The sequence below is a fragment of the Sphingobium sp. EM0848 genome (genome assembly GCF_013375555.1).
Lineage (GTDB): Bacteria > Pseudomonadota > Alphaproteobacteria > Sphingomonadales > Sphingomonadaceae > Sphingobium.
In genome coordinates this window covers 2,545,764-2,572,300 of record NZ_JABXWB010000001.1, presented here as the reverse complement: position 1 = coordinate 2,572,300, position 26,537 = coordinate 2,545,764, and the positions used below count along the sequence as shown (strand labels likewise).

The following is a 26,537-nucleotide window of genomic DNA, read 5'->3' as shown; positions in this document are numbered from 1 at the left end:
GAAGCGAAGGAGCATTTCCATGCCCAAGGTACTCATTTCCGACAAGATGGACCCCCGCGCCGCAGCGATCTTCCGTGAGCGGGGCGTCGAGGTCGACGTCATCACCGGCCAGACGCCGGAAGAACTGGCCGCGATGATCGGCAGCTATGATGGCCTCGCCATCCGCAGCTCGACCAAGGTTACGAAGGAAATCCTCGACGCCGCGACCAATCTGAAGGTCATCGGCCGCGCCGGCATCGGCGTCGACAATGTCGACATTCCCTATGCCTCGTCCAAGGGCGTGATCGTCATGAACACCCCGTTCGGCAACTCGATCACCACCGCCGAACACGCCATCGCGCTGATGTTCGCGCTGGCCCGCCAGCTGCCCGAAGCCAATGCCCAGACGCAGCAGGGCCTGTGGCCGAAGAACGGCTTCATGGGCGTGGAAGTGACCGGCAAGACGCTGGGTCTGATCGGTGCGGGCAATATCGGTTCGATCGTCGCCAGCCGCGCCATTGGCCTGAAGATGAAGGTCGTGGCCTTCGACCCCTTCCTGACCCCGGAACGCGCCGTCGAAATGGGTGTGGAAAAGGCCGACCTCGACACGCTGTTGGCGAAGGCCGACTTCATCACGCTGCACACGCCGCTGACCGACCAGACCCGCAACATCCTGAGCAGGGAAAACCTCGCCAAGACCAAGAAGGGCGTGCGCATCATCAACTGCGCCCGTGGTGGTCTGATCGATGAAGCCGCGCTCAAGGCAGCGCTGGATTCGGGCCATGTCGCGGGCGCCGCGCTCGACGTGTTCGTGACCGAACCGGCGAAGGAATCGCCGCTGTTCGGCACGCCCAACTTCATCTGCACCCCGCATCTCGGCGCATCGACCGACGAAGCGCAGGTCAATGTCGCGCTTCAGGTGGCTGAACAGCTCAGCGACTATCTGCTCGACGGCGGCATCACCAATGCGCTGAACGTCCCGTCGCTGTCGGCGGAGGAAGCCCCGAAGCTCAAGCCCTATATGGCGCTGGCCGAGGAACTGGGCAGCCTCGTCGGCCAGCTTGAAGGCGACCGCATCCAGAGCGTCTCGGTCGAGGTCGAGGGCCATGCCGCCGAACTCAACCAGAAGCCGATCACCGCTGCGGTGCTGGCTGGCCTGATGCGCGTCTATTCGGACACGGTGAACATGGTCAACGCGCCCTTCCTCGCGAAGGAACGCGGCCTCGACGTTCGTGAGGTCCGTCATGATCGTGAGGGTGACTATCAGACCCTCGTTCGCGTGACCGTGAAGACGGAAAGCGGCGACAAGTCGGTGGCGGGCACCCTGTTCGGCAACGCCCAGGCCCGTCTGGTCGAACTGTTCGGCATCAAGGTCGAAGCCGACCTCGCCGGGCACATGCTCTACATCGTCAATCAGGACGCGCCGGGCTTCATCGGCCGTCTGGGTTCGACGCTGGGTGAGGCGAACGTCAACATCGGCACCTTCCACCTTGGCCGCCGCAATCAGGGTGGCGAAGCTGTGCTGCTGCTGTCGGTCGACGGCGCGGTGAGCGAAACCGTTCTTGCCGACATCTGCAAGCTGGCAGGCGTCAAGACCGTCAAGCTGCTCCGCTTCGCTTGATATGGTTCGGGCTGGCCTATTGCGTATAATCCGCTAAAGGCCAGCCCCATGACCATGAAGAGTGCCACGATCCCGCCCGGCCTCCTTCCCGAAGGACTGTCAGACCGCCTGCCGCCGCAGGCAGAAGCTTCCGCGCGCCTTGCGCGTCGCGTGCTCGATACCGTTGCCGGGCATGGCTATGAACGCGTCATGCCGCCGCTCGCGGAATTCGAGGATACGCTGGTCGGCCGCCTGAAAACGATGCGCGCGCAGGATCTTGTCCGCGCCATCGATCCCGTTTCCCAGCGCAGCCTGGCCCTCCGCCCGGACATGACCGCGCAGGTCGGCCGCATCGCCGCCACCCGTCTGGCGTCCGCCCCCCGTCCGCTGCGTCTCTCCTATGCCGGGCCGGTGATCCGCCTGCGCGCGAATCAGCTTCGCCCCGAACGCGAACGCTTCCAGATCGGCGCCGAACTGATCGGCAGCGACAGCGCCACCGCCGCCGTCGAAATCGTGAATGTCGCCATTGAAGCGCTGCAGGCCGCGGGCGTCACCGGCATCACCATCGACTTCACCTTGCCGGACCTGATCGACAGTCTCGCCGCCGGCCCGCTGCCTCTGGCGCCGGGGGAGATTGAGGCGGTCCGCACCGAACTGGATGCCAAGGATGCTGGCGCGCTCGTGGCGATCGGCCCGGCCGCTGCCGCCTATCTGCCTTTGATCGAGGCGACTGGCCCCTTCCACGCCGCGATGGAACGGCTCGAAGCGCTCAACGCCGAGCTTGGCGGCGCCATCGACAGCCGGATCGCGGGCCTGCGCGCCATCGCCAAGCCGATCGGCTGGGACATCACCCTGACGCTCGATCCCACGGAGCGCCATGGTTTTGAATATCAGAACTGGTTCGGCTTCTCGATCTTCGCGGAAGGCTTCATTGGTGAGATCGGTCGGGGCGGCAGCTATGCCATCACCCGCTCCGACGGTTCGGACGAACCGGCCATGGGCTTCTCGCTCTATCCCGATCCGCTGATCGACGCGGGCTTCGGCGGCGAATCCCCCAAGCGCCTGTTCCTGCCGCTGCATCATGACACGGCCCGTGCCGCCGCGCTGCGGGCAGAGGGCTGGCGGACCATCGCCGCCCTTACGGGGCAGGAAAATGGCGAGATGCTGCGCTGTTCCCACTGGCTCGACGGCACGGAACCCCGCGCTTACTGACCGAAGAGGCGTTTCAGCCAGCGATCGACGATGGCGGTCCCCGGATAGTCGGGATCGCCCATCGACCGGTTGATCTGCATATGCCCGCGCAGGCCCTGACCCTCCAGCGCATCGATCTCCACCGGCGTCCCCGCCTTGCGCAGCGCTGCCGCCAGTTCTTCCGATTGCGCCGTCCCGTCCGCGCGGTCGACATGCAGGATCAGGAAGCCCGGCGCATTGGGCGGCTCGGCGTGGAAGGTTGGTGACAGCGCCTTCTGCCGCGCCGGATCGGTGCCGAAGGCCTGTTCATAGGTCCCGGCCATGAAGCGGTTGCCCTCGGCCATTTGCCTGGGCACGTCATAGGCCGCGCCGTCCAGCGGGATCACGCCGCGCACGGCGTCGGACTTTAGCCCCGCCTTGGCGAAATAGTGCATGTCTGTGCCCACCAGCGCCACCAGATGCGCGCCCGCGCTGTGCCCCATCAACACGATCCGATCGGGATCGAAACCCAGCACCCCGGCCTTCCCGCGCAGAAAGGCCACGGCATCCGCCACATCCTGCGCCTGTTGCTCCACCGTCGCATCGGGCACCAGCCGGTAGTTGATCGACGCAAAGCCATAGCCGAGGCTGTGATAATGGCCGACCTTCTCCGCGCCGGTGGCATTGTCCTTGCTGCCCCGCTTCCACCCGCCGCCATGGACGAAGAGGACCAGCGGCGCCTTCCTCGCCTCGGCTGGCCAGTAATCCAGTATCTGCAACGCATCCTTGCCATAGGCCATGGTCTGCGCGCCCGGTGCACTTTGCCCGGCGCTCTGTTGCCCCTCGGCCATCCGTGCCCGCCAGCGCTCGCGCAAGCCCTGCGCGTCGACGCCCGACGCCACCACCGCCAGCACCAGAATCGCCCCCAGAGAGAATCGCCGCCGCATCTGTCGCAACCTTTTCCCAATCCTGGACGCGAGCTTGCCAGACCGCTCGATCCCGTAAACCCGCGCCGCTGTATCAAAGTGTAACCTGTCTGCCTTGACGTGCCCGCCGCGCCCGGCTAACGCGCGCCCCGCATAGGGCGCCCACGACCATATCGGAGCGCCCATATTATCCCACCGGCATGCCGAGTCCCGTCGAAGGGCATGGCCGGTCCGCGCGGCGGGCGGAGGAGTGTATCCATGGCAAATGTTACCGTGATCGGCGCCCAATGGGGTGACGAAGGCAAGGGGAAGATCGTCGACTGGCTGTCGGAACGCGCTGACGTCGTCGCGCGCTTTCAGGGCGGTCACAATGCCGGCCACACGCTGGTCGTGGGCGAGAATGTCTACAAGCTCTCGCTGCTGCCCTCGGGCATTGTGCGCGGCACGCTGTCGGTCATCGGCAATGGCGTGGTGCTGGACCCCTGGCACTTCCGTGACGAGGTTGCCAAGCTGCGCGGACAGGGCGTCGCCATCACGCCTGAAAATCTCCAGATCGCGGAAACCTGCCCGTTGATCCTGCCCTTCCACCGCGACCTCGACGGTTTGCGCGAGGATGCTTCGGGCGCGGGCAAGATCGGCACCACCCGTCGCGGCATCGGCCCGGCCTATGAGGACAAGGTCGGCCGCCGCGCCATCCGCGTCTGCGACCTTGCCCATCTGGACGATCTCGGTCCGCAGCTTGACCGCCTGACCGCGCATCATGACGCGCTGCGCGCCGGGTTCAACGAAGCGCCGATCGATCGCGACGCGCTGATGGCCGAACTGCGCGACATCGCCAGCTTCATCCTGCCCTTCGTCAAGCCCGTCTGGCTGACGCTCAACAAGGCCAAGGCGGAAGGCAAGCGCATCCTGTTCGAAGGCGCGCAGGGCACGCTGCTCGACATCGACCACGGCACCTATCCCTTCGTCACTTCGTCCAACACGGTGGCGGGCACGGCGGCGAGCGGCACCGGCCTTGGCCCCTCGGGCGCAGGCTTCGTGCTGGGCATCGTCAAGGCCTACACCACCCGCGTCGGCTCCGGTCCCTTCCCGACCGAGCAGGAGAATGAGGTCGGCCAGCGCCTCGGTGAGCGCGGCCATGAATTCGGCACCGTCACCGGCCGCAAGCGCCGCTGCGGCTGGTTCGACGCGGTGCTGGTGCGGCAGTCGGTTGCGGTGTCGGGCGTCACCGGCATCGCGCTCACCAAGCTCGACGTGCTGGACGGCTTCGAGGAACTGAAGATCTGCGTCGGCTACAGGATTGGCGACCAGAACTTCGACTATCTCCCCGCCCATGCGCAGGATCAGGCCAAGGCCGAACCGGTCTATGAGACGATCGAAGGCTGGCAGGACACCACGGCGGGCGCCCGCAGCTGGGCGGAGCTCCCCGCGCAGGCGATCAAATATATCCGCCGGATCGAGGAACTGATCGGCTGCCCGGTCACGCTCGTTTCCACCAGTCCCGAGCGCGAGGACACCATCCTCGTGCGCGATCCCTTCGCGGATTGAGGGTTTTCGGGTTTCCGTTAAGTTGAAACCTATCGGCCGGTGCGGTGACAAAGCACAAACCAATGGGCGAACGCTTCGAGCGCCACAAGCAACCCTGGACGGCGGATGAGCTGCAAAAGCTCCACACGCTGGCGAAAAAGGGCATGGCGCTCAAGGCGATCGCCAAGGCCCTGACCCGCAGCGAGGAATCGGTGAAAGCCCGGGCCAAGCAGGACGGGCTGAACATCGCAAAGCTGCGCTAGGACTGGACGCCGTCGAGCGCCGGTGCGACACTCCCCTGACCCATCAAGGGAGTCTCCCATGGCGCTCGATATTCTCGTCCTTTACGGCTCCTACCGGCGTGGCCGACTCGGCATCCGGCTGGTCGATTATCTGATCCGGGGCTTCCAGCAACTTGGCCACAAGGCCGAATTGATCGATGCCAAGGCCATCGGCCTGCCCATGCTGGACCTTCGCTACAGCGACTATCCCGCCGGCGAAGCGCCCGCCGCCATGACCGCGCTGTCCGAACGCCTTACCGCCGCTGATGCCTTCGTCTTCGTCGCGGGCGAATATAATCGCGGCGTTCAGCCGGGCCTCAAGAACCTGACCGACCATTTCCTCAAGGAATTCGACCGCCGCCCGGCAGGCGTGGCGAGCTATTCCATGGGCCGCTATGCCGGCGTGAACAGCCATGCCAACTGGACGGTGACGCTGAGCGCCATGGGCATGACCGTCATCCCTGAGCGGCTCAGCGTCGGCCAGATCGGGGATACGCTCGATGCCGAGGCCCACCCCCATGGTGAGGGCGGCGCCGCGCTGGAGCGAGGCTTCGCCAGCTTCGCCCGCAGCCTTGTCTATTGGGCCGAGGCGGTGCAGCGCTAACCCGGCCGCCGTTTCACCATCCCCTGGACGGGCTCAGGACCGCTCGTCCCTGTCCACCATATCGGACGCCAGCTCCAGTCCGGCTCGCCCATGTGAAGCGGTGTGCGCGGGCGCCTTGGGATGGGGCACATATTCCGGCTCCTCGACCTCCAGCATCCCTTCCCATTTGGTGATGACGGAGGTGGCGATGGCATTGCCCAGCACGTTGGTCGCGGTGCGGCCCATGTCCATGAAATGGTCGACGGCGAGGATGAAGGCCACGCCCTCCACCGGCAGATCGAATTGCCCCAGTGTCGCGGCGACCACCACCAGCGAAGCGCGCGGCACGGCGGCGATGCCCTTGCTGGTCACCATCAGCACCAGCAGGATAGTGATCTGCGTCGCGATCGGCAGGTCGATGCCATAGGCCTGGGCGATGAAGATGGTGGCGAAGGTCGAATACATCATCGACCCGTCGAGGTTGAACGAATAGCCGAGCGGCAGCACGAAACTGTAGATGCGGCGCGGCACGCCGAACCGGTCGAGCTGCTCCAGCATCTTGGGATAGGCCGCTTCGGATGATGCGGTGGAAAAGGCGATCAGCACCGGCTCCCGCACATAACGGATCAGCTTCACCATCCGCTTGCCGAGGAAGGCCGATCCCGCCGCGCACAGCAGCAGCCACAGCGCGATCAGCGCCAGATAGAATTCGCCCACCAATTGCCCGAAGGTCTTCAGCACGCCCAGCCCCTCGGTCGTGATGACCGATGCCAGCGCGCCGAACACCGCCAGCGGCGCCATGCGCATGACATAGCCGGTGACTTGCAGCATCAGCTCGACCATCGCCTCGATCACGGTGACGATGGGCTTGCCCTTTTCCCCGATGGCGGTCAGCGCGACGCCCACGAACAGGGAGAAGACGACGATCTGAAGAATGGAATTTTCCGCCATGGCGCCGACCATGGAGGTCGGGAAGACATGCAGGATGAAGTCGCGGAAGTTGAGCGCCTCGGTATTGACCCCTGAATCCGCGCCCGACCGGACCAGATTCAGCCCTTCGCCCGGAGCGAAGAAATTGACGAAGATCAGGCCCAGAGTCAGGGATATCAGGCTGGCGATGATGAACCAGGCAAGCGCCCGCCCGCCGATGCGCCCCAGCGCCGCGCTGTCGCCCATATGGGCGATACCCGCGACCAGAGTCGAAAAGACCAGCGGCGCGATGATCATCTTGATCAGATGGAGGAAGATGTCGGCCAACAGATGGAAATAGCCGGCCACATCCTTCGCCAGCGCTTTGTCGCCCCCGACCCAGAGGTTGGTGGCGAAGCCCACGATCACCCCCAGAACCATGCCCGTCAGGATGAACGCCGTCAGTCGATTTCGCATCTTGATCCTTTTTGCCCGGCCCGTCCGGCACGCGTCTGTTTTTGCCCCTGTCAGGCGGCTACACCTAACAGGCGCCCGAAGCGCCCGCAATCGGAGCGCGCCGGGCCGTTATCGCATTCAACGAATAAGGGATCGGTTTCCGCGCCCCGCCTTGCGGATCAGGGGTAGAGCAACCCTTCGCGCCAGCCGTCGCCGGTGCGTTCGAACAGGCGGCGTTCATGCAGGCGATGCTCGCGATCCTGCCAGAATTCGATGCGTTCAGGATATACGCGGAATCCCGACCAGTGCGGCGGCCGGGGGACCGGCCCGCCTTCGAAGCGCAGGCTCACCTCCTCATAGCGGGCCATGAACAGGTCGCGCGATTCCAGCGGGCGCGACTGGTCCGACGCCCAGGCGCCGAGCTGGCTGTCCCGGCTGCGCGTGGCGAAATAGGCGTCGGCGGTTTCATCGTCCACCGGCCCCACCGGCCCCTCTATGCGGATCTGCCGCCGCATCGATTTCCAGTGGAACAGCAGGGCCGCATGGGGATTGGCATGCAGTTCCTCCGCTTTGCGTCCCTCGAAATTGGTGTAGAAGATAAAGCCGTCCGGCCCATGTCCTTTCAGCAATACCATCCGCAGCGAAGGTCGCCCGCGCGCATCGGCGGTGGCCAGCGCCATGGCGTTACTGTCGTTGATCTCGGTCTCGCGCGCTTCATTGTACCAGGCGTCGAACAGGGCAAAGGGATCGGTCATGGCGATGATTTAGGCCTGGCGCCCTGCGATGTCGATAAGAGCTTGTCGATAAGGCTTTGCCACGCTTGAACCATTTGGCGGCTTTCGCCACATAGGGCGCCAACGGTTTTTTCATGCAAGAAGGATGTGTACCCGGCCATGGCCGACCCTTATTCCACATTGGGCGTGGCGCGCAGCGCGAGCGAGGCAGAGATCAAGTCCGCCTATCGCAAGCTGGCCAAGGAACTGCATCCCGACCGGAACAAGGACAATCCGAAGGCGGCGGAGAAATTTTCCGCCGTCACCACTGCTTATGATCTGCTGTCCGACAAGGACAAGCGCGCCCGCTTTGACCGGGGAGAGATTGACGGCGACGGCAATCCGACCGCGCCCTTTGGTTTCGGCGGGGGCGGCGGCGGTTTTCGCGGTCATCCCGGCGGTCAGGGCGGTGGCTTCGAGTTCAACGGCGGCAGCGCGGATTTCGGTGATATTTTCGAAGGGCTGTTCGGCGGAGGCGGCGGTGCGGGACGCCGCGCCGGTGGCGGCTTTGGCGGATTCGGCCGGGGTGCGCCGCCGCAAAAGGGCGCCAATGTCTCCTATCGACTGGCCGTTCAATTCGTCGATGCGGCCACCCTCGCGCCGCAGCGGATCACGCTTCAGGACGGCAAGACCATCGACCTCAAGCTGTCGGCGGGCGTCGAGAGCGGCACGCAGATGCGCCTTTCCGGCAAGGGGCAGCCCGGCGCAGGCGGGGCGGGCGACGCCATCGTCACGATCGAGATCAAGCCGCACCCCTTCTTCACCCGCGACGGGGACAATGTGCTGCTCGATCTGCCGATCACGCTCGACGAAGCGGTGAAGGGTGCGAAGGTCAAGGTGCCCACGGTCGACGGCCCGGTGATGCTGGGCGTCCCTGCCGGCGCGACCTCCGGCAAGACGCTGCGCCTGCGCGGCAAGGGCTTTACCGGAAAGGGCGGCCAGCGCGGCGACCAGCTCGTCACCCTGCTGATCGACGTGCCCGCCGACGACCCGACGATCAAGGCGTTGGTCGAAGGCTGGCAGGACAGCCGGGCCGTGCGGACCCATCTCGGCGTCTGAGGGGTTAGGGAGGAATGCCGCAACCTTCCCCCCTGTCTCCTGAATCCCGTCGTCATCATCTCGCGGACCAGGTCCGCAACCGGTTCGACCGGGAGATCGCCCGTGTCCGTCCCGGCTCGCATCCTTTCGAAATCGCCAGGCGCGTCGTCGTCGGCACCTATAGCGACGGCTTTATCCATGCGGGAAATCTGGCCTATCTCTCGCTGATGACGCTGTTCCCCTTCTTCATCGTCGCGGCGGCGGTGGCGAGCATCTTCGGCCGTTCGCAGGACGGGCTGGCGGCGGTGAACGCCTTTCTCGACAATGTGCCGCCCGGCGTCGCCAATGCGGTGCGGCAGCCGATTCATGACGTGCTCCACGCCCGCACCGGGCCGTTGCTGTGGCTGGGCGGACTGGTCGGCCTGTGGACGGTGGGCAGTCTGATCGAAACGATCCGCGACATTCTCCGCCGCGCCTATGGGACGAAAAGCACGCGGCCCTTCTGGCAGTATCGCCTGACCGCCATCGGCATCACGCTGGTCAGCGTCTTTGCGGTGATGTTCGCCTTCTCGCTTCAGGTCGTCATCACCGGCATCGACCAGTTCCTGCACCAAATCCTGCCCTTCGCCGACCAGGCGATCCAGATCGTCAGCCTGACCAAACTGGTGCCGATGGCGATCCTGTGCGTCGCGCTCTACTATCTTTACGTCTCGCTGACCCCCAGCCTGTACAAGGACCCGCGCTTCCCCAAATGGCCCGGCGCCATTGCGACGGCGCTCTGGTGGTATGGCGTCACCATGCTGTTGCCGCCGACGCTTTCGCTGCTAGGCAATTACGATCGCACCTATGGCAGCCTGGCCGGCGTGATGATCACGCTCATTTTCTTCTTCCTTGTCGGGCTTGGCGTGGTAATTGGCGCGGAATTGAATGCGGCGCTCGCGGAATTTCCCGAAGAGGAAGCCCAAGCCGCTGCGCAGGTCGACAAAGGAAATGGGACGATAAAATGACAGGCTTGATGGCGGGAAAACGCGGTCTGATCATGGGTCTGGCGAACGACAAGTCGCTGGCTTGGGGTATTTCGAAGCAGCTGCGCGCACAGGGGGCCGAACTGGCCTTCTCCTATCAGGGCGATGCGCTCGCCAAGCGGGTGAAGCCGCTGGCGGAGGAACTCGGCTCCGATTTCCTGATCGATTGCGATGTGTCGGACATGGCGAAGCTCGACACGGCGTTCGACGAAATCAAGGCGCGCTGGGGCAAGCTGGACTTTGTCGTCCATGCCATCGGCTTTTCGGACAAGAATGAGCTGCGCGGCAAATATGTCGACACCAGCCTGGAAAACTTCCTGCTGACGATGAACATCTCGGCCTACAGCTTCGTCGCCGTCGCCAAGCGCGCCCGCGACCTGATGGCGGAGGGCGGCAGCCTGCTGACGCTCAGCTATTATGGCGCGGAAAAGGTCATCCCGCACTATAACGTCATGGGCGTGGCCAAGGCGGCGCTGGAAACCAGCGTCAAATATCTGGCGATGGATCTGGGACCGGAAGGCATCCGCGTCAACGCGATCTCCGCAGGCCCGATCAAGACGCTGGCGGCCAGCGGCATCGGCGATTTCCGCTACATCATGAAGTGGAACGAGCTGAACAGCCCGCTTCGCCGCAATGTGACGATCGAGGATGTGGGCGGCGCTGGCCTGTACCTGCTGTCCGATCTGGCGGCGGGCGTCACCGGCGAAATCCACCATGTCGACGCGGGCTACAATGTCATCGGCATGAAGGCCGAGGACGCACCGGATATCGCATTGGACAAGTAAGTCATGATCCCCTTTCCCAGGCGGGAGAGGGGAGGGTGAGGGCGAAAGCCCTCCCCATGAAAGGCAGATATGAGCTTCAACACCTTCGGCCGCGTCTTCCGCTTTTCGACCTGGGGCGAAAGCCACGGGCCTGCCATCGGCGCGATGGTCGACGGCTGCCCTCCGGGCCTGCCCTTGAGCGAAGCCGACATCCAGCCTTTCCTCGACAAGCGGAAACCGGGCACGTCGAAATTCACCACCCAGCGTCGCGAAGCCGATGAGGTCCGCATTCTGTCCGGCGTGTTCGAGGCGCCGGACGGAGTCCGGCGCACCACCGGCACCCCGATCAGCCTGATGATCGAGAATACCGATCAGCGCTCCAAGGATTATGGCGAAGTCGCCAAGGCCTATCGTCCCGGCCATGCCGACTATGCCTATGACGCCAAATATGGTTTTCGCGACTATCGCGGCGGCGGGCGTTCCTCGGCCCGCGAAACCGCCAGCCGCGTGGCGGCGGGCGCGGTGGCGCGTCTCGTCATCCCGGATGTCGACATCTTCGCCTATGTCAGCGAGATCGGCGGCGACGCCATCGACTATGCCCGCTTCGACGCGGGTGAGATCGACAACAACCCCTTCTTCTGCCCCGACCCGGAAGCCGCGAAGCGCTGGGAAAAGCTGGTGGATGATGCAAGGCTGGACGGCTCCTCGCTCGGTGCGGTGGTCGAATGCGTCGCCAGCGGCGTTCCCGCCGGCTGGGGCGCGCCGCTTTATGCCAAGCTCGACAGCGAACTGGCCGCCGCGATGATGAGCATCAATGCGGTCAAGGGCGTGGAGATCGGTGACGGTTTCGCCGCCGCCCGCCTGCGTGGCGAGCAGAATGCCGATCCGATGCGGCCTGGCGATGACGGCAATCCCATCTTCCTCGCCAACCATGCCGGCGGGATCGCCGGGGGCATTTCCACCGGCCAGCCGATCAAGATCCGCATCGCCTTCAAGCCGACCAGTTCGATCCTGATCCCGGTCGAAACCGTCACGCGGCAGGGCGAAGCGTCGGAGATCATCACCAAGGGCCGCCACGACCCCTGCGTCGGCATCCGCGGCGTGCCGGTGGTCGAAGCGATGATGGCGCTGGTGCTGGCTGATCAGAGGCTTCTCCACCGCGCGCAGTGCGGGGAAGGCTGACTGCTCGCTCTCCATACGCTGAATCGAGCCATAATTTCGGTGAAGACGCGATTCCGGCGAGACGACTCGCCCGATCTGCGATAACATCGGCGTTACAGATCGCCCGCGGGAGGGCGAGCGGCAGTGCGTAAGCCTGGGGAGCGTCATCATGCTGAGCATGGAATGACGGTCAAAACGTCCCCTTAAGCCGCGAACACGGGCCAGCCATGCAACCATGGCTGGCCCATTTCGTTTCACCTTCGTCAAGGGACAGGCTCCGGCGTGGGCGATCCAGATCTTCGCGATGCTCGCCGCCGATCTGGCGCGGGTCGTGCTGGGCTGGCGCCAAGCCAATTCGTTCCAACCGGCTCTGTCTCGTTGCAAATCGCAACGTCATGGTGTCAGGAAAAACCTAAGGATCGCTCATGACCAGCCTGCCCTTCGTTCAGGTCGATGCCTTTGCCGACGCGCCTTTCACCGGCAATCCGGCCGCCGTCATGCCGCTGGGCCAATGGCTGGACGACGCCACGCTGCAGGCGATCGCGGAGGAGAATAATCTCTCGGAAACCGCCTTCGCCGTCCCGACGCCCGACGATCCCGACGCCGATTATGCGCTGCGCTGGTTCACCCCCGCCGTGGAGGTCAAGCTGTGCGGCCATGCCACTCTGGCGAGTGGGCATGTGCTGATGGGCGGCCGTACCGCCGTCCGCTTTCGCACGCGTCAGGCCGGTGTCCTCACCGTATCCCGCGACCGCGACGGCTATGCCCTCTCGCTCCCGGCCTGGGCGGTCGAGCCGAAAGCGCTGCCCGACCTCGCCGCATTGATGGGCGGCGACATAGTCGAAACCCACTGGCGCGAGGGCGGCTATGCGATCTTCGTCTATCCCGACGCCGCGGCGGTCCGCGCGCTGGAACCCGATTTCGCCGCGCTCAAAAAGGCGGGAGACATCATGCTCATCGCCACCGCCCCCGGCGATGACAGCGACATCATCAGCCGGGTCTTCGTCCCCGGCGCGGGCATAGACGAAGACCCGGTCACGGGTTCGGCCCATTGCCTGCTCACCCCCTATTGGGCCAGGCGGCTCGATAAGGCCAAATTGACGGCTTATCAGGCTTCCCGGCGTGGTGGCCGCCTGGGGTGCCGTCTTTCTGGTAACCGGGTGATCCTGACGGGCGCCTGCCGCACCGTGATCGAGGGCAATTTCCTGCTTTAGCGGGAATAAAGCCCAATGAGTTTGGCCAGCCCATCCTTCAGGGCATCGCGCTGTTCCCTGGCAGGCGACATGCCCAGCCGCACCACGGTCAACCGCTGGGACGGCGACACCAATATATATTGCCCGTCATGCCCGACGCAGCCGAACAGGCTGCGCGGCGCGCGCCCCGGCATCAACGCGCTCTCCGCGCTGTCCCGGTTGAGCCAGAGATGCGCGCCATAGGCCGCATTGCGGGGCGATGGCGTGCGCATATAGTCGATCCATTTTTCCGGCACGATCTGATGCCCGGCAATGCCGCGCCCCTGATTGCGCAGCAGCTCCCCGAAGCGGGCATAATCCCGCGCCGTCATATGCATGAAGCTGCCCCCGATCATCGTCCCGGCGGCATCATATTCAACGGTCAGGCTGCCTAGCCGGGCCGGAATCTTCAGCCGTCCGTCGATGAACATCTGCATCGCCCGGCGCCGCACATCGGGATCGGCGCTGTTGGTCAGCATCCGCGCCATCAGGTCGGTGAGGATGATCGTGCTGCCGGTCGAATAGGAAAAGACCGTGCCCGGCGCATGGGCAAGCGGCTTCGCCTCGGCAAAGGCGCCCATATCCTGTGCCCCGTCGGTGAACAGCATCCGCACCGTATCGGCCTGGGCCAGCGGTTCCGCATCCTCGATATGATCCAGGCCGGAGGTCATGGCCAGCAACTGCCGCAGGGTAATCCGTCCGCGTGGATCGCCCGGCTGGCCCCAGGCCGCCACCGGCACCGGCGAATCGAGCGCCAGCCGCCCGTCGGCCACCATCAGCCCGATCAGCACCGCCGTCACGCTCTTGCCCATGGACCAGGATAGCAGCCGGGTCTGCGGACCATAGCCCGGCGCATAACGTTCGGCCACGATCTTGCCGTCATGCATGACGATCAGCGCCCGCGTCTGGCCGACGCTGTCCTCGAACAGCGGATCGATGGCCGCGCCCAGCGCCGCCGCATCCACGTCCGAATCGCCGGCGATGTGGATGACAGGCTCCGGCCCGGCGGCGCGGACGGTCCACAGGCCGGCCACCGCCAGCACCGCCAAAATGCCGCCTATCGCGCCAAGGCGCTTTACCCTTTCCCGCTCAAGCCTCATAAGCCGCGCCCTAGAGCATTTCGGAGGCGGGCGAAATGGCCCGTCGGCCCGGAATATGCGGCATCGAACAATGGATGGAAGGCAATAAGGGGTAGCATGTCCGCGCGCCGGAAATGGATATACGCCCTGGCGGCGGTCGGGGCCGCGGCGATGGCCCTGTTCATCTGGAACTGGAGCGCGCTGCGCGCCCGTGCCCAGGTCGGCGTGGGCTTCGGCGCGCGGGTTGCCTGCTCCTGCCATTATGTCGAGGGCCGATCGATGGGGAACTGCCGGGGCGACAAGGAACCGGGCATGTGGGCGGTGTCGCTGAAGGACCTGCCCGAGTCGCAATCGGTGAATGCCGCCGTCCCGCTGCTTGCCTCCCGCACTGCCCGCTATCGGCATGGCTGGGGTTGCCTGCTCGAACCCTAGGGCCGATCGACATTCAGATGATGGCGTGGCGAAAATGGTGGTTTTTCGTGACCCGGCGCGCAGCGTACCAAAAGTACGTGAGCACCGGAAGCGCGACAAACCGCCATTTGCAGGCCGTCAGAGCTGAATGTCGATCGGCCCTAGGCTGGCCCTCCGCCGATTGAGCCGTTAGAGCCGTCCCCATGCGTCCCGACATCCCCACACTCCTTCACGACATCTTCGGCTTTCCCGGTTTCAGGGGCGTGCAGGAACAGGTGGTCGGCCGCATCATGGCGGGCCAGCCCACGCTGGCGATCATGCCGACCGGCGCGGGCAAGTCGCTCTGCTACCAGCTTCCCGCCGTGGCGCTGGACGGGTGCTGCGTCGTCGTCTCGCCGCTGATCGCCCTCATGCACGACCAGCTGCGCGCGGCGCAGGCGGTCGGCATCCGCGCGGCCAGCCTCACCAGCGTCGATGCCGACTGGCGCGAGACACAGGACCGGTTGCGCAATGGCGATCTCGACCTGCTCTATGTCGCCCCGGAACGCGCCAGCGGGGAGGGTTTCCGCAACCTCCTGCGTACCACGAAAATCGCCCTTTTCGCCATAGACGAGGCCCATTGCGTCTCCGAATGGGGCCATGATTTCCGCCCGGACTATCGCCTGCTGCGCCCGCTGCTCGACGAGTTTCCCGACGTTCCGCGCCTTGCGCTGACCGCCACGGCAGACCATCACACCCGCGACGATATCCTCGTCCAGCTGGGCATCCCGCGCGACGGCCTTGTCATTGCGGGCTTCGACCGTCCGAATATCCGCTATGCCGTTCATCCCCGCGACGGCCTGCCGCGTCAGCTTGCCGACCTCATCGCCGGCCAGACCGGCCCCGGCATCGTCTATGCCCCCACGCGCGCCGCGACCGAGAAGCTGGCCGAAACGCTTGCGAAGACCGGCCGCCCGACCCGCGCCTATCATGCGGGCCTCGACCCGCAGGTCCGCGCCGCCAATCAGGCCGCCTTCATCGCCAGTGAGGATATGGTGATGGTCGCCACCATCGCTTTCGGCATGGGCATCGACAAGCCCGACGTCCGCTTCGTCGCCCACGCCGCACTGCCCAAATCGATCGAGGGCTATTATCAGGAATCCGGCCGCGCCGGGCGCGACGGCGAACCGGCCGAGGCGCATCTATTCTGGGGCGCCGACGATTTCGCCCGCGCCCGCCAGCGCATTGGCGAACTCGATCCCCTGCGCCAACAGGGCGAGCGCGCGCGCATCACGGCGCTGGGCGGGCTGGTCGAAACCGGCACCTGCCGCCGCGCCATCCTGCTCCGCCATTTCGGGGAGCATCCGCCGCAGGTCTGCGGCAATTGCGACAATTGCCTCAATCCGCCCGCCAGCATCGACGCCAGCCAGACCGCCCAGAAATTCCTCTCGGCGGTCTACCGCACCGGGCAGAGCTTTGGCGTCGGCCATATCGAACAGGTCCTGACCGGCGCCGTCAGCGACAAGATCCGCGAGCGCGGCCATGACAGGATTTCGGTCTATGGCATTGTCGAGGGCGAGGAAACGGCGCTGCTCCGTCCCGTATCCCGCGCCCTGCTGGTGCGTGACGCGCTCCAGACCAATGAGCATGGCGGGCTGGAATTCGGCCCCAATGCCCGTCCCATTTTGCGCGGCGAGGAGGCGGTCAGTCTGGTCCTGCCGCCGCGCAGGGAACGCCGCCGCAAAAGCGCCCGCAACGGCAGCGCCGAAAATCCGGTCGGCGATCCGTTGTTCGAGGCGCTGCGCACCTGCCGCCGTGAACTGGCGCAAGAGGCGGGCGTGCCGCCCTATGTCATCTTCCACGATTCGACCCTGCGCGAAATGGCGGAGCAGCGCCCCACGACGCTGATCGAACTCGGCCACATCAGCGGCATCGGCCAGCGCAAGCTCGACGCCTATGGCGATGCCTTCCTCGCCGCCATCCGTCCCTACGCCTGATCCTTTCCCCTTGAATCCGTGGCTCCACAGGCGCATGGCATCGCCCAAGAAGGAGTCCGACCCATGTTCCGCAAGATCACCAACAGCCTCTACGTGTCCCCGCAGATCGGCGTCGATCAGGTGGCGGAGGCCAAGGCGCTGGGCGTGACCATGATCGTTAACAACCGCCCCGATGACGAGGAACCGGGCCAGACCAACGGTGCGGAGATCGAAGCCGCCGCCAAGGCCGCCGGCATCGGCTATGCGGCCGTCCCGGTGGCGCATGGCGGGTTCGCCCCCTGGCAGCTTGACGGCATGGCCGCCGCGCTGGAACAGGCTGGCGAGGGCAAGGTTCTGGCCTATTGCCGCTCCGGCACGCGCAGCACTCTGCTCTGGGCGCTGACCCGCGCCCGCGCGGGCGACCATCCCGCCGCCCTGACCGAGCAGGCGGCTTCGGCGGGCTATGATGTCACGCCCGTGCGCCAGATCATGGATGCGCTCGCCGCAGGCTGATCTTGTCCAATCCGATCGATCTTTATGACGCCATCGTGCTGGGCGCTGGCGGCGCTGGCCTTATGTGCGCCGCCATGGCCGGTCAGCGTGGTCGGCGCATCCTGGTCATCGACCATGCCGACCAGCCGGGAAAGAAGATCCTGATCTCCGGCGGTGGCCGCTGCAATTTCACCAACATCCACACGGCGCCGGATTGCTATCTTTCGGCCAATCCCCATTTCGCCAAGTCGGCGCTGGGCCGTTATACGGCGCAGGATTTCCTGGCCCTGATCGAACGGCACGGCATAGCCTGGCACGAAAAGACGCTGGGCCAGCTCTTTTGCGACCAGAGCGCACGCCAGATCGTCGCCATGCTGCTGGCGGAGTGCGAAGCGGGGGGCGTCACCCTTCGCCTCGATCACGTCATCGCCTCGGTCAGCCATGCGGACGGTCGTTACAGCGTCACCCATGGCGGCCGGGTCGCCACGGCCCCGGCGCTGGTCGTCGCCACTGGCGGCCCGTCCATTCCGAAGATCGGCGCATCCGGCTTTGCCTATGACCTTGCCCGTCAATTCGGCCTGAAAATCATCGAACCGCGTCCGGCGCTGGTTCCGCTGACGCTGGGCGGCGACGATCTGCTCTTCCGCTCGCTCTCCGGCGTTTCCACGGAGGTGATCGCCCGTCATGGCAAGACCGCCTTTCGCGAGGCTGCCCTGCTCACCCATCGCGGCTTGTCCGGCCCGGCGATCCTGCAAATCTCCTCCTACTGGCGTCATGGCGAGGCGATCACCCTCGATTTCCTGCCCGGCCAACCGCAGGGCTGGCTGACCGACGCCAAGCGCAACCGGCCCCGCGGCACGCTGGTCGGTCTGCTGCGCGGTCATTTGCCTGATCGGCTGGCCGATGCGCTCAATGAACGCCTCGCGCTTCCCGGTGATCTCGGCAATCTCCCCGACCGCAAGTTGCAGGAGGCCGAGCGCCGCCTGTCGGCCTGGTCCTTCCGTCCTAATGGCACGGAAGGTTTCACCAAGGCGGAAGTCACCATCGGCGGCATCTCCACCGCTGAACTTTCCTCGCAGACGATGGAGGCGCGCCGCGTTCCCGGCCTTTACGCGATCGGCGAAGCGGTTGACGTCACCGGCTGGCTGGGGGGCTATAATTTCCAATGGGCCTGGGCCAGCGGCTGGGCGGCGGCGCAGGCTATCTGACGCCTGAAAAAGAAGCCCCGGCGCAAGGGACGCCGGGGCTGCTCAGGGATTGTCCCGGCAGAGGGGGAGGGAAAACCGGGACGACACCGAAATAGGCTCGTCCAATTCAGTTTCAAGATGCTACTGAGAAAAAATCCTTCGCACCTTGTTTTAGCGGCAATCGCTCCGTTCGACCTCACGTCCGGCCAGAGCGCCCGCGCCGGCACCCAGGATCAGGCCGGTGGTGCTCGGCCGATCCCAGCGCCCGCCGCGCCCGATCTCGCGACCCAGCAGGCCGCCCAGCACGCCGCCCACGACCGCGCCAGTGGTGCCCGACGAACAGTTGGCATAGCGGTGACGATAGGGGCGCGGCCGTTCACGGAGATAATCCTCGCGATATTCGACCGGGCGCCGGTCATAGCCGCTATCGCGATAGCCGCGGTCATAATAACCCCGGTCGTCATCGCCGCGATAGGTTTCGCTGCGATAATAGCTGCCGTCATCGCCTTCATAGCGTTCGCTATAATGGTAATTGCTCTGCGCCAATGCGGGCGTGCCTGCGAAGCCGACGATGGCGGCGCTGGCAATGGAAACGGATGCAATCATCTTCTTGAACATGGAAACCTCCAGCGACCCTTTGTGAAGAGCGTTATGGAGGTTCGACCATGACAGTTCGCTGAATATTTCGGTCGGCAATCGTTCAGAAATATCCTGCGGTCGCGGATCGGGGGCTATCCGACCGAAAATGAAGGGCTTGCGCGGTCAGACCGTTTCGACGGTCACATGCTCCATCCGGGGCAGGGCGTTCACGGCCTGTCGCACCGCCGCCGCATCGGCGCCGGGGGCCAGGCTGATGATCGCCGCATGGGCATGCGGTCCCAGCCGCCAGACGTGCAGGTCGCGGATCGTTGCGCCTTCAGCCTCCGCCAGCGCCTTGATTCGCGCCATCAGTCCCGGTTCGGCGGTATCGAGCAGAATTGTGGAGGTGTCCTTCATCAACCCCCAGGCCCATTGCGCGATCACGGCGGAACCGAGCAGGCCGACCGCAGGGTCCATCCACCACCAGCCCATATAGCGCCCGGCGAGCAGGGCGGCGATGGCCAGTATGGAGGTCAGCGCGTCGGTCAGCACATGCACATAGGCGGCGCGCAGATTATTGTCGGCATGGCTATGTTTATGATCATGCCCATGGTCATGCGCATGATCGTGGCTATGGTCATGGCCCAGCATCAGCGCGCTGATCAGGTTGATGATGAGGCCCAGAACGGCGACAAAGGCGGCTTCTCCAAAGGCGACCGTCACCGGCTGGAACAGGCGCATGGCCGATTCGACGGCGATGAACAGCGCGGTGAAGGCCAGGATCAGCGCCGATGCGAAGCCCGACAGGTCGCCTACCTTGCCCGTGCCGAAGGTATAGCGCGGATTGCGCGCATGGCGCCGGGCATAGCTGTAGGCTGCCGCCGCCACCGCCATCGCGCCCGCATGGGTCGCCATGTGGAAACCGTCGGCCAGCAGGGCCATCGATCCGGTGATCCAGCCGAAGACGATTTCCACCACCATGGTCGCGGCAGTCAGCCACAGCACCCAGATGGTCCGGCGGGCATTCTGGTCATGCCCCGCCGTCAGGTAGATATGGTCGAAATAATGGCTTTCCTCGCCATCGCCATTGGTGAAGGCGGGGGGCAGGGCGTAAGAATGATCATGGTTATGCCCGCCATGATGGTGCCCGCCATGATGGTGCCCGCCATGATGGTGCCCGCCATGATGATGATCGCCGTGCATGCTCATTTCCCGTACCGCCGGATCAGTGCCAGCATTTCCTCCGCCGCTGCTTCCCTGGCTTCATCGCTGATGCCCGGACGCGCGACATGTTCCCGCATATGCTGCTCGATCAGCTCTTCCATCAGACTTCCGACCGCGCCCCGGACGGAGGCGACAAGCTGCAAGGTTTCCGAACAGCCTGCATCGCCCGCCAGTTGCCGCTCCACGGCGCCGACCTGTCCCGCGATCCGGCGCACCCGCGCCAACAGCTTTTCCCGATCCGCAATGATGTGCATAGGATACCCCCCTATACTATATTGCGGCCGAAAACAATCTGTGCATTTGCGGCGCCACCCCCCTAACAAGGGTGGATGGCGGACCGGAATGATTGCGACCTGGCTATAGTGGGCGGCGGCCTCTCCGGCAGCCTGATCGCACTTGCCTTCGCCGCGCGACATCCGGATGTTTCCCTGCGGCTGGTGGAAAGTGCCGGCATGCTGGCCGGCCAACATATCTGGTCCTTTTTCGATGGCGATGTGGCTGCCGGGGACCGCTGGCTGGTCGATCCGCTGATCGCCCACCGCTGGCCCGACGGGCATGAGGTTCGCTTCCCCGGACACAGCCGCAGGCTGGCCGCGCCCTATAACAGCATCACCTCGGCCTCCCTTGATGCCCATGTCCGTACCATTCTGGGCGATGCCGTCATGACCGGGGCGCAGGCCACCCAATTGACGCCCACCAGCATCACCCTGTCCGATGGCTATATCCTGCACGCCGGGGCGGTGATCGACGCCAGAGGCGGGGGCGATCTTTCGGCCCTGCGCTGCGGCTGGCAGAAGTTCGTGGGCCAGATGCTGAGGTTGCGAACCACGCACGGCCTTGCCCGACCCGTCATCATGGATGCCACCGTCGAACAACAGGACGGCTATCGTTTCGTCTATCTGCTGCCCTGGGATGAGCGGACCGTCTTTGTCGAGGATACCTATTATAGCGACCGTTCCGATCTCGACCCGCCCACGCTCAACGACCAGATCGCCGCCTATGTCCGGGCGCAGGGCTGGCAGGTCGAGGCCATCCTCCATAGCGAAAGCGGCGTTCTGCCGGTCGTTCATGGCGGCGATTTCGACCGTTTCTGGCCGGAGGACGATCCGGTTGCCCGGGCGGGGGTGAGGGCGGCAATGTTCCACCCCATGACCGGCTATTCCCTGCCGGACGCGGTGCGTTTCGCGCTGTGTCTGGCGGATGACTGGCCGATGGATGGCCCGCTTCTGGCCCATGTGACGCGGGGCAGGGCGCAATTTCATTGGCGTCAGGGCCGCTATTACCGGCTGCTGGGGCGGATGCTGTTCGGCGCGGCCAGGCCTGAGCAACGCTGGCGCATCTTCGAACGTTTCTATCGGCTTAGCCCGGCGTTGATCGGCCGTTTCTATGCCGGGTGCCCGACATTCAGGGATCGCATACGCATCTTGTGCGGGCGGCCCCCGGTGCCCATAAGGGACGCCATGCGAGCATTGTTGAGCCCTCCCGCCTGATGAACAGGAAAGCGATCGTCATTGGCGCGGGCTTTGGCGGCCTTGCGCTCGCTATTCGTCTGCAATCCGCCGGTATCGACACCACGCTGGTCGAGGCGCGCGACCGGCCGGGCGGGCGCGCCTATATGTGGGAGAAGGACGGCTTCGTTTTCGACGCCGGCCCCACCGTCATCACCGACCCCGATTGCCTGGGCGAGCTGTGGCGGCTGTCCGGCCATGACATGGCGGAGGATGTCAGCCTTGTCCCCGTTTCGCCCTTCTACCGGCTGAACTGGCGTGACGGGACGAATTTCGACTATTCCAACGACGAAACGGCCCTTCGTGCCCAGATCGCCAAACTCAATCCGGAGGATGTGGCGGGCTATGAAAGCTTCCTCGACTATGCCGGCGGGGTGTATGAGGAGGGGTATCGCAAACTCGGCTCGGTCGCCTTTCTCGACTTCGCCTCAATGGTCCGGGCCACGCCCGCGCTGGTGAAGCATCAGGCCTGGCGTTCGGTCTATTCGGTCGTTTCATCCCATGTGAAGAATGAGAAGCTGCGGCAGGCGCTGTCCTTCCACACGCTGCTCGTCGGCGGCAATCCGCTCAGGACCAGCGCCATCTATGCGCTGATCCACAAGCTGGAAAAGGATGGCGGCGTGTGGTTCGCGAAAGGCGGCACGAACCGTCTGGTGCAGGCGATGGCGACCCATTTCGAGCGGCTGGGCGGCACGCTGCGCCTGGCCGATCCGGTGGTGCAGATCGAAACCTATGGTGACCGCGCCGTCGCCGTGCGCACTGCTTCAGGCTGGCGGGGGGAGGCGGATGCCGTCGCGTCCAATGCCGACCTGATGCACAGCTATCGCGACCTGATCGGCCATCATCCGCGCGGGGAAAAACAGGCGGAAAAGCTGGCCCGCAAGCGCTGGTCGCCCAGCCTGTTCGTGCTGCATTTCGGCATCAAGGGCAGCTGGCCGGGCATTCCGCACCACATGATCCTCTTCGGCCCGCGCTATGAAGGATTGCTGGCCGACATTTACGATCATGGCGTGCTGCCGCAGGATTTCTCCCTCTATCTGCATCATCCGACCGTCACCGATCCGTCGATGGCGCCCGATGGTCATTCGACCTTCTACGCGCTTGCCCCGGTGCCGCATCTGGGCAAGTTGCCGATCGATTGGCAGCAATTCGCGCCGGTCTATGCCGAGCGGATTCTCGACGAAATCCAGCATCGCCTGATTCCCGACATTCGCTCGCGCATCGTGACGCAGTTCCACTATGCGCCGCCCGATTTCCGCCATGACCTGTCGGCGCATCTGGGCAGCGCCTTCAGCCTGGAACCGTTGCTGACCCAAAGCGCCTGGTTCCGGGCGCATAATCGCGACGATGTCATTCCGAACCTTTATCTGGTAGGAGCCGGGACGCATCCGGGCGCAGGCATACCCGGCGTGGTCGGCAGCGCCAAGGCCACTGCCGCGCTGATGCTGGAAGACCTTGCTTGAAGCATTTTGAAATCGGCTGGAACAGCCGATGACTCGCAAAATGCGACCACCAGGAACGGATTGAAGGATTTATGAAGAGACTGGCTGTCTATTGCGGTTCGGCCACCCCGGCCGATCCCGCCTTTGTCGAAGCCGCCCGCCATGTCGGGCGCGTGCTGGCCCAACGCGGCATCGGCGTCGTCTATGGCGGCGGCCGTCTGGGCCTGATGGGCGCGGTGGCGGATGCCGCGCTGGATGCGGGCGGCGAAGTGATCGGCGTCATCCCTGAGGCGCTGGTCGGCGCGGAAGTCGCGCATCGCGGCTGCACGGAACTGCACGTCGTCCGGACCATGCATCAGCGCAAGCAGCTTTTCACCGACCTTTCGGACGGTTTCGTCACCCTGCCGGGCGGCGTCGGCACGATGGACGAGTTGTGGGAAGCGATAAGCTGGGCGCAGCTTGGCTATCATCATAAGCCGGTGGGCCTGCTCAATGCCGCGGGCTTCTACGACCAGCTTATTGCCTTCAACCAGCATATGGTCGAAGCCGGTTTCATCCGGGCGCAGCATGCGAACATCCTGATCCACGCCAACGCCATCGAAGCGTTGCTCGATCATATGGCGGCCTATCAACCCCATGAAACCATCTTCACGATGAAAGCCGACCGGCTCTGACTTGCCTGCCGCGCACCTTGCCGGCGGGCAAGTGACTCGACGCGGCGGACGGGGGAGAGCATGTCAGGGAAGTGACCCTGACCGCTGTCCCGCCAGACCGCGCGACCCTGATCGCCTACGCCCGTGAGAGCATCGCTCGCGGTTCCGGTTCCTTTGCTCTGGCATCGAAGCTGTTCGACCGCAAAACCCGCGAACGGGCATGGCTGCTCTATGGCTGGTGCCGCAAATGCGACGATATCGCGGACGGGCAGGATCATGGCGGCGCGATGCGCGGCGTGGCCGATGGTCAGGCCCGCCTGTCGACCATCCGCGTCCTCACCAGCACGGCGCTTCATGGCGATCCGACCGGCGATCCGGCCTTTGATGGCTTTGGACTCGTCATGCGTGAATGCGCCATTCCGCAGCGCTATGCCCATGACCTGATCGAAGGCTTTGCCCTCGACGCGCGCGAATGGCGGCCCCGCAGCGAAGCCGACATGCTGCGCTATTGCTATCATGTGGCGGGCACGGTCGGCTGCATGATGGCGATCCTGATGGGTGTGGACCCCGATGATGAAGCCATGCTCGACCGCGCCTGCGACCTTGGCCTTGCCTTCCAGCTTGCCAATATCGCCCGCGACATCAGCGAGGATGAAGTCGCCGACCGCTGCTATCTGCCTGAGGAATGGCTGGTCGAAATGGATATCCCGCCCGGTGAACATATGAAGCCCTGGGTGCGTCCGCGCCTTGCCATTCTTGCGCGCCGCCTTGCCGATAGGGCCGCTGCCTATGAGGAGAGCGCCCGCCATGGGACCGGCGCTCTGCCGCTTCGGTCCGCCTGGGCCGTTCTGGCCGCCGCCGGAATCTATGGCGGCATCGCCCGCGAAGTCGCCCGCCGGGGCGAACATGCCTGGGACCATCGCGTGACCACATCCAGGAACGAAAAGCTTGGCTGGGTCCTGCGCGCGGGCCTTCAGCTTCCCGGCCGCGCTCGCCGCTGGCCTGCCGGAACGCTGCGGTCCGCCGCGCTCTGGACCCGACCCCGGACCTGAAAAAAAGGGACCGATACTTGCGTATCGGCCCCAAGGATTGTTCGCAGGAGGAACAGGGTGAGGCGGGCGGGCCTTTGTCGATCGGCCCGCCCTGCCGATCTCAGTAATTGTAGGCGCGTTCGCCATGGCTGGAGAGGTCGAGACCTTCCATTTCGGCTTCCTTGCTCGGACGCAGACCCATCGTCTTGTCGATGATGAAGTAGAGGATCGCGCTGCCGACACCCGACCAGACCAGCGTCAACAGGACAGCCTTGATCTGGGTGATGATCTGCGCGGCCATGTCGTACTTGCCGACGACCGACGGGAAGACGGTGTAGTCGAAGAAGCCCTGACCACCCAGCGCCGGGTCGGCGACGATCGCCGTCGCGATGGCGCCGAAGATACCGCCGACGCAGTGGACGCCGAAGACATCCAGGCTGTCGTCATAGCCGAGCTTGCCCTTCACGAATGCCACGAAGAAGTAGCAGACCGGCGAAACGGCGAAGCCCAGGACCATGGAGGTCATCGGCGCACCGAAGCCCGAAGCCGGGGTGATGGCGACCAGACCGGCGACCGCACCAGTGACGGCGCCCAGCAGGGAAGCCTTGCCATGATGGATCTGTTCGATGAGCGCCCAGCTGACGGCTGCCGCGCAGGTGGCGACCATGGTGTTCATGAAGGCGACGCCCGTGACGGCATTGGCTTCCAGGTTGGAACCGGCGTTGAAGCCGAACCAGCCGACCCACAGCAGGCTGGCGCCGATCATGGTCATGGTCAGCGAGTGCGGCGGCATGGGCTCCTTGGGGAAGCCGACGCGCTTGCCGATCATCAGGGCGCCAACCAGGCCAGCGATACCGGCATTGATGTGGACGACGGTGCCGCCGGCGAAGTCCAGTGCGCCCATGGCCCACAGGAAGCCGCCATCGGTCGGGGTGTCAGCCAGGAAGTCCGGACCGGCCCAATACCAGACCATGTGCGCGATCGGGTAGTAGACGACAGTCGACCACAGAACGACGAACACGATCAGGGAGGAGAACTTCACGCGCTCCGCAAAGGCGCCGACGATCAGCGCCGGGGTGATCATGGCGAAGGTCATCTGGAAGACGACATAGACCAGTTCGGGCAGATAGACGTTGTTGCTGAACGTCGCGGCATAGGTCGTGCCGTCGACGCCCATCAGGAACGCCTTGGAAAGACCGCCGAAGAAGTGGTTTTCACCGCCGCTGGTGAAGGCGACGGAATAGCCGTAGCAGCACCAGAGCAGGCCCGTGACCGAAACGATCATGAACACCTGCATCAGGACGCTCAGCATGTTCTTGGTGCGGACCAGACCGCCGTAGAACAGGGCGAGGCCGGGGATCGACATCATCAGGACCAGAGCGGCCGAGACGAGCATCCAGGCGACGTCGCCCTTGTTGACCATGCCGGCCATGGCAGCGGCGGCTGGTGCCTTGATCGGCGCGGCAAGCGCCGGTGCGGCCGCGAGCAGGGACAGGCCAACCGCCCCCATCACGCCGCAAAGTTTCTTGGAAAAGGTCATCAATTCCCCCTT

General features: G+C 64.9%; 26 protein-coding genes. 18 read left to right on the top strand and 8 right to left on the bottom strand.

Features of this window, described 5'->3' with window-relative positions:
- Positions 1-19 precede the first annotated feature (19 nt).
- Both serA and HUK73_RS12470 read left to right on the top strand, forming a co-directional pair.
- Positions 20-1,600 carry a phosphoglycerate dehydrogenase gene (gene serA, locus HUK73_RS12475; protein ID WP_176592182.1) on the top strand — a complete coding sequence of 527 codons (1,581 nt, stop codon included), beginning with the start codon at positions 20-22 and terminating at the stop codon, positions 1,598-1,600.
- 54 nt (positions 1,601-1,654) lie between these two features.
- The gene (locus HUK73_RS12470; protein ID WP_369805523.1) at positions 1,655-2,791 is read left to right on the top strand and encodes an ATP phosphoribosyltransferase regulatory subunit; all 1,137 of its coding nucleotides are present in this window, start codon (positions 1,655-1,657) and stop codon (positions 2,789-2,791) included.
- Here HUK73_RS12470 and HUK73_RS12465 read toward each other — a convergent pair.
- Positions 2,785-3,600 carry an alpha/beta hydrolase gene (locus HUK73_RS12465; protein ID WP_255326359.1) on the bottom strand — a complete coding sequence of 272 codons (816 nt, stop codon included), beginning with the start codon at positions 3,598-3,600 and terminating at the stop codon, positions 2,785-2,787. The genes HUK73_RS12470 and HUK73_RS12465 overlap by 7 nt on opposite strands.
- A 333-nt stretch (positions 3,601-3,933) precedes the next feature.
- Here HUK73_RS12465 and HUK73_RS12460 point away from each other — a divergent pair, with 333 nt between their 5' ends.
- The 3 genes from HUK73_RS12460 (at position 3,934) to HUK73_RS12450 (ending at position 6,087) form a co-directional block, all read left to right on the top strand.
- On the top strand, positions 3,934-5,223 hold the full coding sequence (locus HUK73_RS12460; protein WP_176592179.1) for an adenylosuccinate synthase: 1,290 nt from the start codon (positions 3,934-3,936) through the stop codon (positions 5,221-5,223).
- Between the two features lie 62 nt (positions 5,224-5,285).
- Complete coding sequence (locus HUK73_RS12455) at positions 5,286-5,465, top strand: hypothetical protein (RefSeq protein WP_176592178.1); 180 nt, start codon at positions 5,286-5,288, stop codon at positions 5,463-5,465.
- 58 nt (positions 5,466-5,523) lie between these two features.
- Positions 5,524-6,087, top strand: coding sequence for an NADPH-dependent FMN reductase (locus tag HUK73_RS12450; protein ID WP_176592177.1), 564 nt, complete (start codon positions 5,524-5,526; stop codon positions 6,085-6,087).
- Between the two features lie 33 nt (positions 6,088-6,120).
- On the opposite strand, the gene HUK73_RS12445 is transcribed toward HUK73_RS12450, so the two are convergent.
- Positions 6,121-7,452 carry a dicarboxylate/amino acid:cation symporter gene (locus HUK73_RS12445; RefSeq protein WP_176592176.1) on the bottom strand — a complete coding sequence of 444 codons (1,332 nt, stop codon included), beginning with the start codon at positions 7,450-7,452 and terminating at the stop codon, positions 6,121-6,123.
- Between the two features lie 158 nt (positions 7,453-7,610).
- On the bottom strand, positions 7,611-8,186 hold the full coding sequence (pdxH, locus tag HUK73_RS12440) for a pyridoxamine 5'-phosphate oxidase (RefSeq protein ID WP_176592175.1): 576 nt from the start codon (positions 8,184-8,186) through the stop codon (positions 7,611-7,613).
- A gap of 138 nt (positions 8,187-8,324) precedes the next feature.
- Between pdxH and HUK73_RS12435 the strand changes: the two genes are divergently transcribed.
- The 5 genes from HUK73_RS12435 (at position 8,325) to HUK73_RS12415 (ending at position 13,406) form a co-directional block, all read left to right on the top strand.
- Positions 8,325-9,263: a DnaJ C-terminal domain-containing protein gene (locus tag HUK73_RS12435; RefSeq protein WP_176592174.1), complete on the top strand. Its 939-nt coding sequence runs from the start codon at positions 8,325-8,327 to the stop codon at positions 9,261-9,263.
- A 14-nt stretch (positions 9,264-9,277) separates the two neighbouring features.
- Positions 9,278-10,249 (top strand): YihY/virulence factor BrkB family protein, encoded by a 972-nt coding sequence (locus HUK73_RS12430; protein ID WP_176592173.1) that lies wholly within the window; start codon positions 9,278-9,280, stop codon positions 10,247-10,249.
- A complete protein-coding gene (fabI, locus tag HUK73_RS12425; RefSeq protein WP_176592172.1) occupies positions 10,246-11,052 on the top strand; it encodes an enoyl-ACP reductase FabI in 807 nt (268 codons plus the stop codon). The genes HUK73_RS12430 and fabI overlap by 4 nt, the downstream gene beginning before the upstream one ends.
- A 69-nt stretch (positions 11,053-11,121) precedes the next feature.
- The gene (gene aroC / locus HUK73_RS12420; protein WP_176592171.1) at positions 11,122-12,213 is read left to right on the top strand and encodes a chorismate synthase; all 1,092 of its coding nucleotides are present in this window, start codon (positions 11,122-11,124) and stop codon (positions 12,211-12,213) included.
- Between the two features lie 404 nt (positions 12,214-12,617).
- Positions 12,618-13,406 (top strand): PhzF family phenazine biosynthesis protein, encoded by a 789-nt coding sequence (locus HUK73_RS12415; RefSeq protein WP_176592170.1) that lies wholly within the window; start codon positions 12,618-12,620, stop codon positions 13,404-13,406.
- Here HUK73_RS12415 and HUK73_RS12410 read toward each other — a convergent pair.
- On the bottom strand, positions 13,403-14,524 hold the full coding sequence (locus HUK73_RS12410; RefSeq protein ID WP_176592169.1) for a serine hydrolase: 1,122 nt from the start codon (positions 14,522-14,524) through the stop codon (positions 13,403-13,405). The two genes, HUK73_RS12415 and HUK73_RS12410, sit on opposite strands and share 4 nt — an antisense overlap.
- A gap of 96 nt (positions 14,525-14,620) precedes the next feature.
- On the opposite strand from HUK73_RS12410, the gene HUK73_RS12405 reads away from it, so the two are divergent.
- From HUK73_RS12405 to HUK73_RS12390, 4 genes are all read left to right on the top strand, one after another.
- Entirely contained in the window at positions 14,621-14,935 is a 315-nt protein-coding gene (locus HUK73_RS12405) for a hypothetical protein (RefSeq protein WP_176592168.1), read from the top strand.
- A gap of 182 nt (positions 14,936-15,117) precedes the next feature.
- Entirely contained in the window at positions 15,118-16,890 is a 1,773-nt protein-coding gene (gene recQ, locus HUK73_RS12400) for a DNA helicase RecQ (protein WP_176592167.1), read from the top strand.
- Positions 16,891-16,953: 63 nt separating this feature from the next.
- Positions 16,954-17,382, top strand: a complete 429-nt coding sequence (locus HUK73_RS12395) for a TIGR01244 family sulfur transferase (RefSeq protein WP_176592166.1) — start codon at positions 16,954-16,956, stop codon at positions 17,380-17,382.
- Between the two features lie 2 nt (positions 17,383-17,384).
- Complete coding sequence (locus HUK73_RS12390) at positions 17,385-18,569, top strand: NAD(P)/FAD-dependent oxidoreductase (protein ID WP_176592165.1); 1,185 nt, start codon at positions 17,385-17,387, stop codon at positions 18,567-18,569.
- Positions 18,570-18,719: 150 nt separating this feature from the next.
- Here HUK73_RS12390 and HUK73_RS12385 read toward each other — a convergent pair whose 3' ends face one another.
- The 3 genes from HUK73_RS12385 to HUK73_RS12375 all read right to left on the bottom strand — a co-directional run bounded on the left by HUK73_RS12385 (position 18,720) and on the right by HUK73_RS12375 (position 20,605).
- Positions 18,720-19,166, bottom strand: a complete 447-nt coding sequence (locus tag HUK73_RS12385; RefSeq protein ID WP_176592164.1) for a glycine zipper 2TM domain-containing protein — start codon at positions 19,164-19,166, stop codon at positions 18,720-18,722.
- A 144-nt stretch (positions 19,167-19,310) separates the two neighbouring features.
- Complete coding sequence (dmeF, locus tag HUK73_RS12380; RefSeq protein WP_176592163.1) at positions 19,311-20,336, bottom strand: CDF family Co(II)/Ni(II) efflux transporter DmeF; 1,026 nt, start codon at positions 20,334-20,336, stop codon at positions 19,311-19,313.
- The gene (locus HUK73_RS12375) at positions 20,333-20,605 is read right to left on the bottom strand and encodes a metal/formaldehyde-sensitive transcriptional repressor (RefSeq protein ID WP_176592162.1); all 273 of its coding nucleotides are present in this window, start codon (positions 20,603-20,605) and stop codon (positions 20,333-20,335) included. The genes dmeF and HUK73_RS12375 overlap by 4 nt, the downstream gene beginning before the upstream one ends.
- A gap of 75 nt (positions 20,606-20,680) precedes the next feature.
- Here HUK73_RS12375 and crtY point away from each other — a divergent pair, with 75 nt between their 5' ends.
- From crtY to HUK73_RS12355, 4 genes are all read left to right on the top strand, one after another.
- Positions 20,681-21,841, top strand: coding sequence for a lycopene beta-cyclase CrtY (crtY, locus tag HUK73_RS12370; RefSeq protein ID WP_176592161.1), 1,161 nt, complete (start codon positions 20,681-20,683; stop codon positions 21,839-21,841).
- Entirely contained in the window at positions 21,841-23,322 is a 1,482-nt protein-coding gene (locus HUK73_RS12365) for a phytoene desaturase (RefSeq protein ID WP_176592160.1), read from the top strand. Before crtY ends, HUK73_RS12365 begins: the two co-directional genes overlap by 1 nt.
- A 71-nt stretch (positions 23,323-23,393) precedes the next feature.
- Positions 23,394-23,975, top strand: coding sequence for a TIGR00730 family Rossman fold protein (locus HUK73_RS12360; RefSeq protein WP_176592159.1), 582 nt, complete (start codon positions 23,394-23,396; stop codon positions 23,973-23,975).
- A gap of 107 nt (positions 23,976-24,082) precedes the next feature.
- The gene (locus HUK73_RS12355; RefSeq protein WP_369805522.1) at positions 24,083-25,006 is read left to right on the top strand and encodes a phytoene/squalene synthase family protein; all 924 of its coding nucleotides are present in this window, start codon (positions 24,083-24,085) and stop codon (positions 25,004-25,006) included.
- A gap of 100 nt (positions 25,007-25,106) precedes the next feature.
- Here HUK73_RS12355 and HUK73_RS12350 read toward each other — a convergent pair whose 3' ends face one another.
- The gene (locus HUK73_RS12350) at positions 25,107-26,525 is read right to left on the bottom strand and encodes an ammonium transporter (protein WP_176592158.1); all 1,419 of its coding nucleotides are present in this window, start codon (positions 26,523-26,525) and stop codon (positions 25,107-25,109) included.
- Between the last annotated feature and the right edge of the window lie 12 nt (positions 26,526-26,537).